Source organism: Salinimicrobium catena, assembly GCF_900102915.1.
Taxonomy (GTDB): Bacteria; Bacteroidota; Bacteroidia; order Flavobacteriales; family Flavobacteriaceae; genus Salinimicrobium; species Salinimicrobium catena.
Window position 1 is genome coordinate 12868 of the sequence record NZ_FNGG01000012.1, and the last position, 16131, is coordinate 28998.

The window sequence follows — 16131 nt, forward strand, 5'->3', positions numbered from 1 at the left end:
AATAATATTTCGCCTTTTTAAAGACGATTCTTAGAATTTTCATAATATGTGCACGGTCACTTTAACAAATATTGCTTCGGAAAAAGGCTTTATCTTAACCTCGAGTCGGGATGAAGCTCCGCAAAGGGAAACCATCGCTCCACAGATCTATTTGGAAGAGGGGGTGAAAATGTTGTTTCCGAAGGATGTTATGGCCGGCGGTACCTGGCTGGGAGTGAGTGAGAAAAAGCGGCTCATTTGTCTGCTGAATGGAGAATTCGAAAAACACGATCGCAATCCACCTTATCGTTTAAGTAGGGGTGTGGTGGTGAAACATTTACTTGCTTCTGATGGATTTGAAAAAGCTATCGCCGATTATGATCTCTTGCAGGTGGAACCTTTCACCATCATCGCTGTGGAATGGCAGGAGAGCCTGAAATTTTTCGAGTTCGTATGGGATGGCCTGAAGAAGCATTTCAGAAATCTGGCTATGGGATCACACATTTGGTCGTCCTCTCCGCTTTATTCTGAAGAGATGAAAGAGCTGCGTCGCGAGTGGTTTCAGAAATTTCACGACTCCAATCCGCTGACTTCAGAAAACCTGTTGGAATTCCATCATTCCGCAGGCGTGGGAGATCCTGAAATCGATGTAAGGATGAACCGCGGCTTTGTCAGAACCCAGAGCATTTCGCAGGTGGAGCTTTCCGAAGAAAAGATCCTGTTCTCCTATAAAGACCTGTCTACTGGAGAGGTCTCAAGAAATGAATTTTGAGATAATTTTTTTAAATGAATTTCGCCGAAGATATTGCTTCAGATATAAATGATCTTTCAGTATCAATTAAGCGCGAACGGAGCACTTAATTTAAAGGAAGGAATGGCTACCCTGAATTTTCTTGTAGAAGTGAAATTGATCATGCTGTAAAAGCCGCTCATGGCTCCAAAAGGGGAAGTGAGGAGGCATCCGCTTTTATAGGTATGGGATTCTCCAGGCTTCAAAACAGGTTTTTTTCCTATCACGCCTTCTCCCTCAACAATTTCGGTGCGGTTTAGTGCGTCTTTGATCTTCCAGAAACGGGAAGTGAGCTGAACGGAATCCTTGCTTTGATTTTCAATGGTGATCTTGTAGCCAAAGGCGAAGTGGACCCTGTAGTTCTTGTGGAAGGTCCCTTCAAAATTGGTTTCAATGGATATTTTTATCCCTCTGGTTACTTGTTGAATCATACCTAGTAAAATGCAAAAGATGCAATAAATGAAAATGCTAACGCAATTACGGCTAAGGTAAAGAATATTATATTGATAATAATAAACTTTAAAACGGTTTTAACTCTCCCCTGGCCATAGAATCTTCTAAAGGCTTTATAGAGATAGAAGACGAAAACGAAAACTGTAATGGCTATTACCCAGTCGGTATTGAAAATGTAATCGAGAATGACTGCCAGGCCAAACAGGACGAACCAGGTGGTTTGATTATGAAAGGTGAAAACCAGGTGTTCCATGTAAGTGAACGGCCTGCGCAGGTAAAGCAGCCAGATGAAAAGAGCAAATACCGGCAGGTAGAAAAAGATAATGAAAGGCAGTTTGCTCACAAAATAACTGATGAAAACTCCCGGTTCTTTAATAAAAGCATGGGTGTCTATCGTTTTTTTGAACAACCAGTGGTTAAATCGGGTATTGGTGTAGTTGAGGCTGTCCAGGGCTTCATCTATATCCTTCTCTTCTGTTCTTTCATAGTAATTGGAGAAAACTTCAAGTTTTTTACCCGTCCTTTTGAAAAAGGACATAGTGTCCACCTCACTTTCCGGGAAATAGACCACTTCTTTTTCCTTTGTTGTAGTATCGGGAGTGATGGTGATCCTGTCTCCCAACAGCGAATCCAGGGTAGGGTTTGTTGCTCTTTCTGCAGTTAAAGCTGAATCCAGTTCGGCTACCTGCTCCCGGTTGGGATTTAGGGTGCCGTTAGATTCTATATTTTCAAAATCCTGCGGAATGCTCCAAACCAGGAAAAAGATGATAGAGGCGCTTAAATAAAACCGATAGGGATTGGCATACCGAACCCTTTTTCCCTCGATATAATCTTTGGAGATCTTTCCGGGTTTGAACAAAAGCGCTCCCAAAGTCCGGTGCAGCCGGGAATCGTAGGCGAAAATCCCCGCGAAGAATTCATTGAAGAAGTCATCAAAAGCAAGCTTTTTTGTGCTGTTGAGTTGTCCGCAATTAGGACAGTATTGATCACTGATATCCAGCGGATGGTAACAGTTTAAACATTCTGTGCTCCGGTACTTTAGCTTGTGTCTTTCCTTGTTGATCTTCGGAAAGAGGATTGTGGAAGGTTTGTTTTCGGTATTCATTTTTTGGTTGTCCCAAAAAGGTTAATTCGAGATATCTATAGAATTGGCGCTTCCTACTCCAATGATCCGCGCATATCGTGCTCCGGGGGGAAGATAATAAATGAGAACCGTATACTCGTTTTCGGTGCTAATAAAATTTCCGCTTATAAAGCCTTCATCCAGAACCCCGTCATCGCGTAGAAAAACATATTTGTAGTCGTAGTAGCCCTGTTTGAACAGGCGGGCTGTTTCATATCTTCCCGTCTCAAAATTATAAGTGAGCCTGGTGCTGTCATCCAGGTTGAAGTGGTTGAATTCTCCATAGAGATGCACTTCCCCGCCTTCCAAAGGTTCAGGGGTTCTCAGGGCAAAATGCGTCCACACATATCCCGCTTCAATGTCGGGGTCGCGGCCCTGCATGGTTCGCACCACGAACTTTCCGTTGATATCGGGATTATAAGTATAAGGCTCAAAGGCGCGAATCCTGTCAGTGAACAAAAAGTGGTGGTAAAGGTCCCTTACCTCAATGGCTTGGATCTTCACTGTGGCCGCGCGCAGGTCTTTGCTGTCAAAGTTCAGGTACTCGTTACCCGCCCAAAAAGAGGTGAGCTGGTCATGTTTATAGATTAGCTCACTGCCAATATTGTACTGGGGCTTGATGTTATAGATCCCCGTTTTCAAATTGTTGTTCTGAAGGATCACCGCGTAAACGGATTCTTCGGGATTCCTGATGATAAAATCGGGGGAGTCGACACTGAAGTTCACTACCTGTTTTGTGTGGATCAATTTCACTTCCCGCGACTTTTTGATCTCTACCACGACACTCGTAAGCGGTTCGTAGACCATGAACTTCCGTGAGAAGATGAGCTCGCGGGCATCATTGAAGATCTTCAGCATATAATTTCCGGAAACCTTCAGGCCCCTGGTGTCTTCGTTGGGAATTTGGAGACTGTAATGCGAGTACAGCTGCAGAGTGTTATAAGAATTCTCATAATTATTAATTAGCACATTGTCCAGGCCTTCGAGATATTCAGACTTTACAAGCTGGGACGGGGTCCAGTCATAGTTGTAGTGTTGTATGGTATAATAGTAATTGGCTTCATCTCCTATAATGTCATCAAATTCAAGATTAAGCCTTTCTCCGATCCTGATGATGGGCGTGCCGCTATATCCGCTACCGCTGTTAAAGATCACCGTGCGTATGTAATTTGGCGGCGTAACCTCCACGGCTACCTGTGCCTGCAGGGAAGAGAGAAGTGGGAGTAAACAGAGCAAGAAAGTAAAAAGTGTCTTCATTCGGGCCAAATAAAATCTAAAGATACTGAAAAACTGATTACCATCAGGATTTGACCTTTTTAACAGGAAAGCGAGGCAAATTAATTGATTTTTAATTGGGAAGTGTGGGTCGAAAATGCATAAATTTGCACGATTTTAAACGAATTTTAACACTCCATCCTATGTCAAACGACATTAGAATTAAAAGAGGGCTTACTCTACGATTAAAGGGGGAAGCGGAGAAAACCTTGGTTGACGCTCCCCGCTCTAAGACTTTCGCAATTAAACCGCCAGATTTTCATTCAGTTGTTCCAAAAATGGTTGTAAAGGAAGGGGCTACCGTACAGGCAGGAGATGAACTTTTCTTCTCCAAATATACTCCTGAGGTGCGCTTTACTTCGCCGGTTAGTGGTACGCTTAAAGAAATTAAGCGTGGGGAAAAGCGTCGCATCATGGAAGTTATCATTGAGGCTGACAGTGCTGATTCTTACCGCGAATTTGGTGTCATTGATCCCGTTTCTGCCGATGCAGAAGCAGTGAAGAACAGGATCCTTGAAAGCGGTTGCTGGGCATTTATTAATCAGAGGCCGTATGATATTATTGCGGACCCTAAAGATACTCCCAAAGCCATTTTTATTTCGGCAATGAACACCGCGCCTTTATCGGCAGATGTTGAGTTCATACTGAAAGACAGAATGAATGCTTTCCAGACCGGCCTAAACGCGCTGGCTAAACTTACTCCGGGGAAGGTGCATGTTTCCGTTCAAAAAGGAAGCTCCCTTTTCTCAGGGCTTAAAAATGTAGAATTGCACAACGTTTCCGGTCCGCACCCGGCGGCAAACGTGGGCGTGCAGATCCATAACATCGATCCTATCAATATTGGGGAGCGGGTATGGACTGTCAATCCTGAAGATGTTGCTAATATGGGGGATCTTTTCCTTACCGGGAAGTTCACCGCAACCAGAACAATTGCGGTTGCAGGAACCGAAGCTAAGGATAGAAAATATTTCCGCACAAAAATCGGTGCTAACGTTGGTTCTCTGGTCGGGAAAATAGATGAAGATAATGTAAGGACCATTTCCGGAGATGTGCTCACCGGTCAAAAAGTGAGTGACACCGGTCACCTTGGGTTCCTTCCTAATGAACTTACTCTTATTCCTGAAGGGAACAAGTACAGGATGTTCGGGTGGTTGCCTTTCACTTATAATAACATTCCTTCTAACTCCCGCACTTCTTTGACCTGGTTATTTCCAAAGAAAAAATATGAGGTCAACACTAACCTTCACGGTGAAGAAAGGGCGCTTGTAGTAACAGGAGAGATGGAAGAGGTGATGCCTATGGATATCTACCCAATGCAGTTGCTGAAGGCATGTATGGCTGCCGATATTGAAAAAATGGAGAACCTTGGAATTTACGAAGTAGCTCCTGAAGATTTCGCGTTGATTGATTACGTGAACACTTCAAAGATTGAGGCGCAAGAAATAATAAGACTAGGTTTGGATCTAATGATAACCGAAGTTGGATAAACTGTTTACTATGGAATGGATTAGACAAAAATTAGATAAATTTAAAGAACCCTTTGCTAAAGGGGAAAAACTTGAGAAGTATTCTCCGGCTATTAACGCTTTGGATACTTTTCTGTTCACACCTAATCACACTACTCAGAAAGGAGCCCATGTTCGGGATGCGGTAGATTTGAAAAGAGTGATGATCACAGTGGTGCTGGCACTTGTTCCTGTATTATTGTTCAGTATGTGGAACACGGGTTACCAGTATTTGAGCCAGGTACAGGCAGAAGTTGGTTTTTGGGAGGCCTTTGGAGAAGGTGCTCTTAAGATCCTTCCAATGATCGTGGTGTCTTATGCTGTAGGTCTTGGAATTGAATTCGCTTTCGCGATTTTCAGAGGGCACGAAGTCAACGAGGGATATTTGGTTACGGGACTATTGATCCCTATGATCATGCCGGTTGGCCTTCCATTATGGATGCTTGCTGTTTCTGTTGTATTTGCTGTGATCATTGGAAAAGAAGCTTTTGGGGGAACAGGGATGAATATCCTGAACCCGGCTTTGACAGCCAGAGCTTTCGCCTTCTTCGCTTATCCTACCTATATGTCTGGAAACAGTGTGTGGGTAATGAATGCCGCTAAAGTTGATGGGGTTTCAGGAGAAACCATTTTGGGAAGCCTTGCTGCCGGGCAGGATGTACAGTATAGCGCAATGGATATGTTCCTTGGAATTATCCCCGGGTCTGTTTCTGAAACTTCTGCTGCTTTGATCATTTTAGGGGCCCTGTTCCTGATCTTCACAAAAGTTGGAAGCTGGAGGATCATGGTAAGTGCCGTAATTGGTGCTGCTGTAATGGGCTTGATCTTTAATGCACTTCCTTCACTGGGAATTGCAGGTAACGCGCTTACAAATTTCCCATGGTATCAGCACCTGTTGATAGGTGGATTGATGTTCGGTATAGTGTATATGGCTACCGACCCTGTGTCGGCTGCACAAACCTATAGAGGAAAATGGATCTACGGATTCCTTATCGGGTTCTTCTCGGTAATGATCAGGGTGTTCAACCCGGCTTACCCTGAAGGTGTGATGTTAGCTATTCTTCTTATGAACGTTTTCGCACCAACCATTGATCATTATGTGATCCAGGGTAACATTAAGCGCAGGTTGAAAAGAAAAAAAGCGGGTATTAACCAACAAGTTGAAACTGTAGTTTAGTTATGGAAGAGAAAACAGTAAATAAAACAAACTCCAACTCGTATACCTTTATTTTCGCCATTGTAATGGTGATCGTAGTGGGAGTAGTGCTTGCTTTCGCGGCTACGTCTTTGCAGCCAAGACAGTATGAGAATATGCGTCAGGAGAAAATGCAGAATATCCTTGCCACGGTTGGGGTAGAGACTGACAGGGCAGGAGCAGAGGCTCTTTTTAATGAGAATATCAAAGAGCAGATCGTTCTGGATAATACAGGAAAAGTCAAAGAAGGGGTGAACGCCTTTGATGTGGATCTTGCCAAAGAATTGAAGAGATCACCAGAAGAGCAGAACTTCCCGTTATACATAGCCGAGGTGGAAGGAGATACTTATTATATCGTTCCCCTGCGAGGTGCGGGGCTTTGGAATGCTATTTTTGGATATATCGCTTTGAAAGACGATGTGAACACCGTAAAAGGAGTGGTATTTGACCACCTTGGGGAAACTCCGGGACTTGGTGCAGAGATCACCCAGGAATGGTTCAGAGAGCGTTTTACCGATGAAAAGATCTTTAACGACAACGGAGAACTAATTGGTGTGTCTGTAGTGAAAGGAGGAAGCACCTCTAAGGATGATAATAAGGTGGACGCCATCTCTGGTGCGACCATTACAGGAGATGGGGTTTCAGATATGATCTCTGAAAGACTGCGTCATTACCTGCCTTATTTCAAGAGTAAAACAGATATTAAAGTTGCAAATAATTAAGAATTATGGCACAGGAAATAAAAAATAAGCCTGAGCAGAACGCTGAGGTGAATCAAGAAGAAAAGAAATCAGAAATGATCCTTTTCCTTTCAGATTCAGAGGAAAAAGAGCATTTTCTGTCAAAGGCGAACAGAAAGCTTCTTACAGATCCGCTTGATGACGACAACCCTATTACCGTTCAGGTACTGGGTATCTGTTCAGCACTGGCGATTACCGTGCAGCTTGAACCAGCGATCGTTATGGCTATCGCGGTAATGGCGGTAATGGCTTTCAGTAACATGATCATTTCGGCCATGAGAAATATGATCCCTAACCGGATTCGAATTATCGTGCAGTTAGTGGTTGTGGCTTCTCTTGTGGCACTGGTTGACCAGGTGTTAAGGGCATATGCTTATGATGTAAGTAAGCAGCTTTCGGTTTTCATTGGTCTTATCATTACAAACTGTATCGTAATGGGGCGTCTGGAAGCATTTGCGCTTGGAAACGGGATCTACAAGTCTTTCCTTGACGGAATTGGAAACGCGGCAGGATATGGACTTATCCTTATCATTGTGGCCTTCTTCAGGGAGTTGCTTGGTGCCGGAAAACTGTTCGGGTACGAAGTGCTTGGGCACAAAGGAGTAACCCTGGCGGAGTCTACCGGACTTTATGCTCTTGGATATGAGAACAACGGATTGATGCTGTTGTCGCCAATGGCCCTTATCGTGGTAGGAATTATCATTTGGGTGCAGCGTGCCAGAAATAGAAAATTAATTGAAAGCTAGTCTGTAACCTCTAAAAAATCGAATATGGATTATATAAATTTATTCGTACGAAGCATTTTCATTGAAAACATGATCTTTGCTTACTTCCTTGGAATGTGTTCGTACTTAGCAGTATCTAAAACGGTGAAAACAGGGGTTGGATTAGGACTGGCTGTGGTATTCGTACTTTCTATCACTGTGCCTATCAACTTTTTGTTAGACCAGTATCTGTTGAGACCGGGAGCCTTATCCTGGTTAGGAGCAGAATATGCAACTATTGACCTTAGCTTTTTGAGCTTTATCATGTTCATCGCGGTTATCGCGGCCATGGTGCAGCTTGTGGAAATGGTCGTGGAGAAATTCGCGCCGGCCCTTTATGGGGCATTAGGTATCTTCCTTCCGTTGATCGCGGTGAACTGTGCCATCCTTGGAGGATCGTTGTTCATGCAGCAAAAAGATTTCGGCGGAATTGGAGAAGCGGCTACTTATGGCTTCGGAAGTGGTATAGGCTGGTTCCTTGCCATTCTTGGAATTGCTGCTATCCGTGAGAAGATAGCATACTCCAACGTACCGGCTCCTTTGAAAGGATTGGGTATTACCTTTATCATTACCGGATTAATGGCCTTAGGGTTCATGAGTTTTATGGGAATCAAATTATAGAGAGAAGTAATGGAAGTAATTATAGCAAGTGTAATCGTATTTTTAGTATTGATCCTTATCCTGGTTTCCATCTTATTGGGAGCTAAGGCAAAACTGATCCCTTCAGGGCCGGTTACGATCAATATTAACGGAGAAAAAGATTTGGAAGTAGGTTCCGGCGGAACCCTGCTTTCTACGCTGGGTGAGAACAAATTGTTCCTGCCTTCTGCCTGTGGGGGTGGAGGTACCTGTATCCAGTGTAAATGTATAGTTTCTGAAGGTGGAGGTACTATCCTTCCAACTGAAGAACCTCACTTCACCCGTAAAGAGATCGCCGATGGATGGCGTCTTGGTTGCCAGGTGAAAGTGAAGCAGGACATGAAGATCCAGATCCCTGAAGAGATCTTTGGGATCAAGAAATGGGAAGCTAAAGTGGTTAGTAACTATAACGTGGCCTCTTTCATCAAGGAGTTCGTTGTGGAGATCCCTGAAGATATGGACTACAAAGCAGGAGGATATATCCAGATCGAGATCCCTAAGTGTGAGGTGAAGTATGAGGATATGGACATCACCGCGCACCCAGAGGAGCATCCCGGAGAACCTGATAAGTTCAAAATGGAGTGGGACAAGTTCAACCTTTGGCCGCTGGTGATGAAGAACCCAGAAGTGGTGGAAAGAGCCTACTCTATGGCTTCTTACCCTGCCGAAGGTAGAAGGATCATGCTTAACGTTCGTGTTGCTACTCCGCCATGGGATAGAGCTAAGAACGACTGGATGTCTGTAAACCCCGGAGTTGCCTCTTCTTATATCTTTAACTGTAAGGAAGGAGATACGGTAACTATCTCAGGACCGTTTGGTGAGTTCTTCATCAACCACTCAGATGCCGAGATGCTTTACGTGGGTGGTGGTGCCGGAATGGCTCCAATGCGTTCGCACCTGTATCACCTTTTCAGAACCCTTAAGACCGACAGGAAAGTGACTTACTGGTACGGTGGTCGTTCTAAGCGAGAATTGTTCTACACAGAACACTTCAGAGCTTTGGAAAGAGACTTCCCTAACTTCAAGTTCTACATCGCCTTGTCTGAGCCTTTAGAGGAAGATAACTGGAAAGAGAAAAAAGGAATTGACGGGGAAGGTGACGGATTCGTAGGATTCATCCACCAGGTGGTGATCGATAACTACTTAAGCCATCATGATGAGCCCGAAGAAATAGAATTCTATTTCTGTGGACCTCCATTGATGAACAAGGCTGTTGAGAAAATGGCCGAAGACTTTGGAGTGCCGCCAGAGAATGTGAGATTCGATGACTTTGGAGGATAAGACCTTCAAAATATATTATAGGAACAGCCGTCATTTGACGGCTGTTTTTTTTGCTCCCTATAAAAAGGGAAAATGAAAAGGCTTTTTTAACGTCGGTAATAAAGCGTAAATTTGTGTCATGTCAAAATTAACAGATCAGGAGCTGCATAACCTTGCCATGAATATTGTGGGCAAGGACCTCGAAGACCAGGGCTACGAATTTCTGGGAGTGAACAGTGAATTCAAAAAAGATCCGCAATTTGTGGCTTTAAAGAATAAGAAACTGCACTTTGTGATCGTGAGGGCTATTGAATACCCTCATGACCCGAAAGAGATCCCGTACATTTTCCTGGAATCTGTAAAGCAGCATGCGCTTAAGTTTGACGCCAAAACCTATTATGCCGGGGTAGGGCTCGCCAACTCCCGTGATTACGAGTTGCCCGTTTCCACCACAGATGATTATGTGGTGAACTACGCCGGCCTTCAAGAGATCTAAAAAATGAAAAAATTTCCCTCTTTTCAAACTATCCTTATCCTCTTTCTTATCGGCCTGTTGACTTCCTGTAACTCAGGACCAAGTAAACAAACTGCTGCCGGGGAAGCCTTAGGGACAACTTATAATATCACCTATTATTCCGAAGAAGACCTTGCTTTAGACATAGCTCTCGACTCCATTTTTGAAAGGGTGAACCAGTCCATGAGCACCTACAGGGAAGGATCCGATATTTCCCGTCTCAATAGCGGTGATTCCCTGGTGAAGGTGGATACGCTGTTCAGAAATGTTTTCAGGCTTTCTGAAAAGGTTTATATGGAAAGCAAAGGATATTTTGATCCCACGGTGGGAAATCTTGTGAATTTCTACGGATTTGGCCCGGAGCGAAGCGAGAAGATCCTCGATACCGCTAGTGTGGATTCGCTTATGCAATATGTAGGGCTGGATAAGATCAGTTTAACCGAAGCAGGAGAAGTAAAAAGTACAGCCTCTGCTGTCTATCTTGATTTTAATGCCGTAGCTAAAGGTTACACCATAGATCTAATAGGGCATTACCTGGAATCCCGAAAGGTGGATAATTACCTCGTCGAGTTGGGCGGGGAGTTATTGGCAAAGGGTGAAAATCTAGAGAAAGCTGCTCCCTGGACTGTGGGTATTGATGATCCCGAACAGCAGGCAGAAAACCGCACTCTTACGGCTGCAGTTAAGCTGAAGGATCGCGCCATGGCCACTTCAGGAAACTATCGCAAGAATCGGATCGATCCTGCTACCGGAAAAATGTACGTTCACACTATAAATCCGCTGACCGGTTACGCCGAGAAAAGTGACGTGCTGAGCGCTTCTGTACTGGCCGAAAATTGTGCTCTGGCCGATGCCTATGCCACTGCTTTCATGGCTATGGGGCTAGAACGCTCTAATGAGATGCTGTCAAAACTGGAAACGGTGGACGCTTATTTGATCTACGCAAAAGAGGACGGTAGTATGGGAAAATATGCTACGGCCGGTTTTGAGGAAGTGCTTGTAGACCTGGATTAGAAAAGAGAATAAAGAGGAGAGAAAAAAGACTTTTCATATTTACATTTTAAGATTCTCTTTTATTCAAACCTGAAAGGAACTGACCGGTTGACCAATCCCCAATCTCCTATTAACTGATCACTTTTTTCGCGCCACCGGAATGATCTCTCCCTTGGCCAGCCTGTACCGGTCCACCATTGCAGGTAACATTTTGGAGGTCATATCCACTTCTTCCACTTTGAAACCGATACTTCTTAGCTTGTCAAAATAGTCCCTGCCGTACACCCGCACGTGATCGTACTGCCCAAAGATCCTTGCCCGCTCTTTAGAGTCGGTGATGGAATCATCTTCAAAAGTGGTTTCCCGGTTCAGGTCCTGCGGAATTTGTAAGATGGCCGTACCTCCCGGTGCCAGGATCCTGTACAGCTCCTGCATGGCCTTTTGATCATCGGGAATATGCTCCAGCACATGATTGCAAAGAATGAAGTCGAAGGAATTGTCTTTAAAAGGTAAATTACAGATATCAGCTTTTACATCAGCTAACGGACTCTCAAGGTCGGTGGTGGTGTAATCCAGGTTCTCCAGCTTTCTAAAGCGCTTGTAAAAAGCCTGTTCAGGGGCAAAATGCAGAACTTTATGTGGTTTGGTAAAGAAACTGGTATTTTCCTGCAGGTAAAGCCAAAGCAGCCGATGCCTTTCCAGCGAAAGGGTAGAGGGGGAGAGCACGTTCTCCCGCTGATGCTCGTATCCGTAAGGCAGGAATTTCCTGAAGCTTTTTCCGTCAATGGGATCAGTATATCGGTTTCCTTTGAGGCTTAACAGTAAAAAAGGCCTGGCAAAATAACTCAGTCTGATGAGGATGGGCCGGGGAATACGGTTAAGCAGGAATTTAAAGGCTTTCTTGATCATACCTTGATGTCGCCCCAGTTTTCTCCCGATTTGATTCTGTAAAGCTGCATTTCTGAAACCCCGAATTGTTTAGCCAGAACTTTAATTCTTGTCTTGCGTTTGGGGTCCAGCAGTTTTTTCTTCAGGATCACTGCCTGCGCATAGGTGAGCTTGGAATAGCATTTTAAAGTACCCCTGCGGCGCTTCACTTTGTTCTCCTTCACCTGCGGATTTTCCTGCTGGTGGGCCACCCACTCGTCTTTGTTGGCCCAGGCGAGGTTGTCTGCCCGATTTTCGGTTTTGTTGTAGTTAAGGTGAATAACGTACTCGTCATCCTCCTTTTTCTTCAGGAAAAGTTCGGCAACCACGCGGTGTATGTAGCAGGCCTGTTTCTTTCCGTTCTTCAAATTCGCGACAAAGGTGAGGAAACCCTGCGATTTTCCGCCTTTCAGCAGTACGCCTTTAGGATTCTTTACATAGCTGATGACCCTCCCATAGTTGGAGATCTCATAGCGGAACCTGTCCTGCCAGGTCTCCTTGTGGTAAGGTTTCCATCTTTCCTGTCGAAAATTCTTAATCATTGAAGTTGATGCTTGTCGCTCTGAATTCGTCCTCCTCGTCACTGCTGATGCCTAGAGCCTCATAAATGTAATGAAAAGTTGATAATAGTTCGGGTTTTCCGTCTACCAATGCAACATCATGCTCAAAATGCGCGCTGGGCTTATTATCGGCAGTAAGTATGGTCCACCCGTCCCTGAGCTGCTTGATGCGGTGAGTTCCGGCATTGATCATCGGCTCAATGGCCACCACCATGCCTTCCACGAATTTCTTTCCGCGGCCCCTTTTTCCGTAGTTGGGCATTTCGGGATCTTCGTGCATTTTCTCTCCCAGGCCATGTCCTACCAGCTCCCTCACCACTCCAAAGCCGTGTTTTTCCGCGTATTGCTGAATGGCAAAACCCACGTCTCCAACCCGGTTGCCGGCCTTGAATTCTCTGATCCCCACGTAAAGGGATTCTTTGGTGACCTTCAGTAACTTTTCAGTTTCCGGGTCGATCTTTCCAACCGGAAAGGTGTAGGCGTGATCTCCGTAAAAGCCGTGTTTTTTGGCGCCACAGTCAATAGAGATAATATCTCCTTCCTCAAGAGGCTTATCGTTGGGTATCCCGTGTACCACCTGGGCGTTCGGGCTCATGCAAAGCGTGTTCGGGAAATCGTACATTCCTAAAAATCCCGGTTCGGCTCCGTGATCGCGGATGAACTCTTCGGCCAACTTGTCCAGGTGAAGTGTGGTCACTCCGGGTTTTACCTCTGCGGCCAACATTCCCAGGGTTTTGGAAACGATCAGCGCGCTTTCCCTCATTAATTCAATTTCTTCTCTTGTTTTAGGTATGATCATCAGAATTTCTTAAAAATGTTTATCAGCCGCTTTTTTTTCTTCGGAAGAACGGGGGCAACAGGTTTGGTGTTGGTGAGTTGATGGTACATCTCACCCCATGGGGGAAGGCCGTTGATGTTGCGGTCATCTATAAAAAGATCGGCCAGGATCTTTCTGCTTATCCCGTCTTCATACTCCTCTTCTGGATAACTGCGATTAACCGCGTAAAACTCAATGCCCCTGCTTTCGCAGAACTCCACGGCTTCCTCCAGCTTTACACCGCTGCGGTAGGTCCACAGAATTAGCTGGTGGCCTTCCTGCTGAAGTTTCTTCAGGGTTTCAAAGGCGAACAGGATCGGTTTTCCTATTTCAGGATACCGGTTTTCCACCAGGGTTCCGTCAAAATCTACCGCTATGGTCAGTAATCTAGGCATGGCGCAAAAATAAGAAGAATTATAGCATTTTTGAAGTTTAGGGGTGCAGATCTATTCGTAGGAATGCTTGTAATCCTCTCCCGAAACTATAGCTGCAATGTCTTCTTCAAAACTTTTCTGCGGATACTCCACAAAACGATTTACTTCCTTCCCGTCTTTGTAAAAAATTATGGTAGGCACATAAGTGATGTCGTACTCTTTATGAAGGTCGTTCGGCAGGGTCTTATCCTCTTCCACGGCCTTCATTTCGAGTCTGTCCATGTCGTAATCGCTTTCCCCAAGCAGCTTCAGGAAGCGCGGTACCTGCAACTGACTGTCTGAACACCAGGTGCCCATGAAAAGTTTGATCTCATAGTCGTTGATGTTGTTCTTGATAGTTTCCAGTGCCTCGGGTGAAGGTTCATAGGTGGTATAATTCGGGTCGAACCACGCATCATGAGGAGCCTGCGTAAGATCGCTTTTTTGAATGCTCCCCACCAGGATATCATTCTGTTCTTCCTGTACGGGAGGGGCGGGGATGGTCGTTGTTTCTTCGGTTTCTTTGTTTTTCTGGTTTGAGCTTCCGCAGTTGACAGCGGTTAAGACTGCTAGTGTATAAAGGAATATTTTCATTAAAAAAGTGGATTTTGGGTCATTAATTCTGGCTTTTCTATACCCATCAGTTTAAGAATGGTAGGAGCGATGTCTCCTAAAGTACCGTCCTGGATCGCCTTAACATCATTGTCAACAAGAATGAAAGGCACCGGATTGGTAGTGTGGGCGGTATTGGCGCTGCCATCAGGGTTGATCATGGTTTCACTGTTCCCGTGATCTGCGATCACCAGCACCGAGTAATCATTCTCAACCGCGGCCTCGATCACATCCTTGGCGCACTGATCTACGGTTTCGCAGGCTTTCACGGCCGCTTCAAAATCCCCGGTATGGCCAACCATATCGGGATTTGCAAAATTGAGGCAGATAAAATCAGCCGACTTCTTATTGATCTCGGGTACTATGGCATCTCGCACCTCATATGCGCTCATTTCCGGCTGCAGGTCATAGGTCGCCACTTTTGGGGAATTGATCATGATCCTTCTTTCTCCTTTAAAAGGTTTTTCCCTTCCGCCGGAAAAGAAAAAGGTCACGTGCGGATATTTTTCGGTCTCTGCTATCCTTATCTGCGTCTTCCCGGCTCGTTCCAGCACTTCTCCCAAAGTTGCTTTGATGTCTTCCTTGCTGTAGACCACGTTGATGTTCTTAAAGGTTTCATCATAACGGGTCATGGTAACATAGTAAAGAGGTAACTTCTCCATCTCGTAGTCAGGAAAATCTTCCTGGGACAGGGCCTGGGTAAGTTGCCTGCCGCGGTCTGTCCTGAAGTTGAAGAAGATCACCACTTCCTCTTTTTTCAGGGTAGCCACAGGATTTCCGCTTTCATCGGTCATCACTATGGGTTTGATGAACTCATCAGTAATTTCATTGTCATAGCTATGCTGAATGGCCTGCAGGGCATCGGTAGCCTTTTCACCTTTCCCTTTCACGATAAGGTCATACGCCAGTTTGGTCCTTTCCCAACGTTTGTCGCGGTCCATGGAATAGTACCGGCCGATTATTGAAGCCAGTTTACCGTTGGTCTGCTTCAGGTGTTGCTGCAGGTCTTCTATAAAACCTTTTCCCGAATAAGGGTCTACATCTCTTCCGTCTGTAAAGGCATGTACGTATTTATCTTTTATGCCGAATTCTTCCGCAGCCGTTAAAAGGCCTTTTAGGTGCTTGATGTGGGAGTGCACCCCGCCATCGCTCACCAGCCCCATGAAATGTATGGGTTTATTGTTCTTTTTGGCATAGTCAAAAGCCTGTTCCAGTACCGGTTCGCTGCCCAGGCTGTTGTTGTCAACGGCCATGTTGATCTTGGCCAGGTCCTGATACACGATGCGGCCCGCTCCCAAATTCATGTGGCCCACTTCGCTGTTACCCATTTGGCCCTCGGGCAGTCCAACGTTCATACCGTCTGTGCGCAGACGGCTGTTAGGATATTTGTTATATAAGGAATCGATGAAGGGCGTGTTGGCCTTGGCCACTGCTGAAACTTCAGGGTCCTGGCCAATTCCCCACCCGTCCAGGATCATGAGAATTACTTTCTTGTTCATGCTAAAAATTTATTTGCGTAAAGATAGGAAATCTAACGATGGTGGGCAGGTTTGCTGCTTCTGAAAATCCCTA

General features: G+C 45.2%; 18 protein-coding genes. 9 read left to right on the forward strand and 9 right to left on the reverse strand.

What is annotated here, in order from left to right; genetic code table 11:
- Positions 1 to 46: 46 nt before the first annotated feature.
- Complete coding sequence (locus BLS64_RS14010) at positions 47 to 751, forward strand: NRDE family protein (RefSeq protein ID WP_093114344.1); 705 nt, start codon at positions 47 to 49, stop codon at positions 749 to 751.
- Positions 752 to 813: 62 nt separating this feature from the next.
- Here BLS64_RS14010 and apaG read toward each other — a convergent pair whose 3' ends face one another.
- Genes apaG through BLS64_RS14025 form a run of 3 tightly spaced genes read right to left on the reverse strand, consistent with a single transcriptional unit; the run spans position 814 to position 3602 of the window.
- Entirely contained in the window at positions 814 to 1200 is a 387-nt protein-coding gene (gene apaG / locus BLS64_RS14015; RefSeq protein WP_093114345.1) for a Co2+/Mg2+ efflux protein ApaG, read from the reverse strand.
- Between the two features lie 2 nt (positions 1201 to 1202).
- Positions 1203 to 2327, reverse strand: a complete 1125-nt coding sequence (locus BLS64_RS14020; protein WP_093114347.1) for a DUF3667 domain-containing protein — start codon at positions 2325 to 2327, stop codon at positions 1203 to 1205.
- 21 nt (positions 2328 to 2348) lie between these two features.
- Entirely contained in the window at positions 2349 to 3602 is a 1254-nt protein-coding gene (locus BLS64_RS14025) for a type IX secretion system plug protein (protein ID WP_093114349.1), read from the reverse strand.
- A 161-nt stretch (positions 3603 to 3763) separates the two neighbouring features.
- On the opposite strand from BLS64_RS14025, the gene BLS64_RS14030 reads away from it, so the two are divergent.
- The 8 genes from BLS64_RS14030 to BLS64_RS14065 all read left to right on the forward strand — a co-directional run bounded on the left by BLS64_RS14030 (position 3764) and on the right by BLS64_RS14065 (position 11251).
- Positions 3764 to 5107, forward strand: coding sequence for a Na(+)-translocating NADH-quinone reductase subunit A (locus BLS64_RS14030; protein WP_093114350.1), 1344 nt, complete (start codon positions 3764 to 3766; stop codon positions 5105 to 5107).
- Between the two features lie 10 nt (positions 5108 to 5117).
- On the forward strand, positions 5118 to 6302 hold the full coding sequence (locus BLS64_RS14035; protein WP_093114352.1) for an NADH:ubiquinone reductase (Na(+)-transporting) subunit B: 1185 nt from the start codon (positions 5118 to 5120) through the stop codon (positions 6300 to 6302).
- Between the two features lie 2 nt (positions 6303 to 6304).
- Positions 6305 to 7042 (forward strand): Na(+)-translocating NADH-quinone reductase subunit C, encoded by a 738-nt coding sequence (locus BLS64_RS14040; RefSeq protein ID WP_093114353.1) that lies wholly within the window; start codon positions 6305 to 6307, stop codon positions 7040 to 7042.
- 5 nt (positions 7043 to 7047) lie between these two features.
- The gene (locus BLS64_RS14045; protein WP_093114354.1) at positions 7048 to 7806 is read left to right on the forward strand and encodes an NADH:ubiquinone reductase (Na(+)-transporting) subunit D; all 759 of its coding nucleotides are present in this window, start codon (positions 7048 to 7050) and stop codon (positions 7804 to 7806) included.
- Between the two features lie 24 nt (positions 7807 to 7830).
- Positions 7831 to 8445 carry an NADH:ubiquinone reductase (Na(+)-transporting) subunit E gene (gene nqrE / locus BLS64_RS14050; RefSeq protein ID WP_093114356.1) on the forward strand — a complete coding sequence of 205 codons (615 nt, stop codon included), beginning with the start codon at positions 7831 to 7833 and terminating at the stop codon, positions 8443 to 8445.
- A gap of 9 nt (positions 8446 to 8454) precedes the next feature.
- On the forward strand, positions 8455 to 9744 hold the full coding sequence (gene nqrF / locus BLS64_RS14055) for an NADH:ubiquinone reductase (Na(+)-transporting) subunit F (protein ID WP_093114357.1): 1290 nt from the start codon (positions 8455 to 8457) through the stop codon (positions 9742 to 9744).
- Positions 9745 to 9862: 118 nt separating this feature from the next.
- Positions 9863 to 10219, forward strand: a complete 357-nt coding sequence (locus BLS64_RS14060; RefSeq protein WP_093114359.1) for a Na(+)-translocating NADH-quinone reductase subunit F — start codon at positions 9863 to 9865, stop codon at positions 10217 to 10219.
- A 3-nt stretch (positions 10220 to 10222) separates the two neighbouring features.
- Positions 10223 to 11251 carry an FAD:protein FMN transferase gene (locus BLS64_RS14065; protein WP_093114360.1) on the forward strand — a complete coding sequence of 343 codons (1029 nt, stop codon included), beginning with the start codon at positions 10223 to 10225 and terminating at the stop codon, positions 11249 to 11251.
- A 117-nt stretch (positions 11252 to 11368) separates the two neighbouring features.
- On the opposite strand, the gene BLS64_RS14070 is transcribed toward BLS64_RS14065, so the two are convergent.
- Genes BLS64_RS14070 through gpmI form a run of 6 tightly spaced genes read right to left on the reverse strand, consistent with a single transcriptional unit; the run spans position 11369 to position 16058 of the window.
- Entirely contained in the window at positions 11369 to 12139 is a 771-nt protein-coding gene (locus BLS64_RS14070; RefSeq protein WP_407690099.1) for a class I SAM-dependent methyltransferase, read from the reverse strand.
- Entirely contained in the window at positions 12136 to 12699 is a 564-nt protein-coding gene (locus tag BLS64_RS14075; protein WP_093114362.1) for an NUMOD4 domain-containing protein, read from the reverse strand. The genes BLS64_RS14070 and BLS64_RS14075 overlap by 4 nt, the downstream gene beginning before the upstream one ends.
- Positions 12692 to 13516, reverse strand: a complete 825-nt coding sequence (gene map / locus BLS64_RS14080) for a type I methionyl aminopeptidase (protein ID WP_093114364.1) — start codon at positions 13514 to 13516, stop codon at positions 12692 to 12694. The genes BLS64_RS14075 and map overlap by 8 nt, the downstream gene beginning before the upstream one ends.
- Positions 13516 to 13929 carry a BT0820 family HAD-type phosphatase gene (locus tag BLS64_RS14085; RefSeq protein WP_093114365.1) on the reverse strand — a complete coding sequence of 138 codons (414 nt, stop codon included), beginning with the start codon at positions 13927 to 13929 and terminating at the stop codon, positions 13516 to 13518. The genes map and BLS64_RS14085 overlap by 1 nt, the downstream gene beginning before the upstream one ends.
- 51 nt (positions 13930 to 13980) lie before the next feature.
- On the reverse strand, positions 13981 to 14541 hold the full coding sequence (locus BLS64_RS14090) for a thioredoxin family protein (RefSeq protein WP_093114366.1): 561 nt from the start codon (positions 14539 to 14541) through the stop codon (positions 13981 to 13983).
- A complete protein-coding gene (gpmI, locus tag BLS64_RS14095) occupies positions 14541 to 16058 on the reverse strand; it encodes a 2,3-bisphosphoglycerate-independent phosphoglycerate mutase (protein WP_093114368.1) in 1518 nt (505 codons plus the stop codon). The genes BLS64_RS14090 and gpmI overlap by 1 nt, the downstream gene beginning before the upstream one ends.
- Positions 16059 to 16131: the final 73 nt, after the last annotated feature.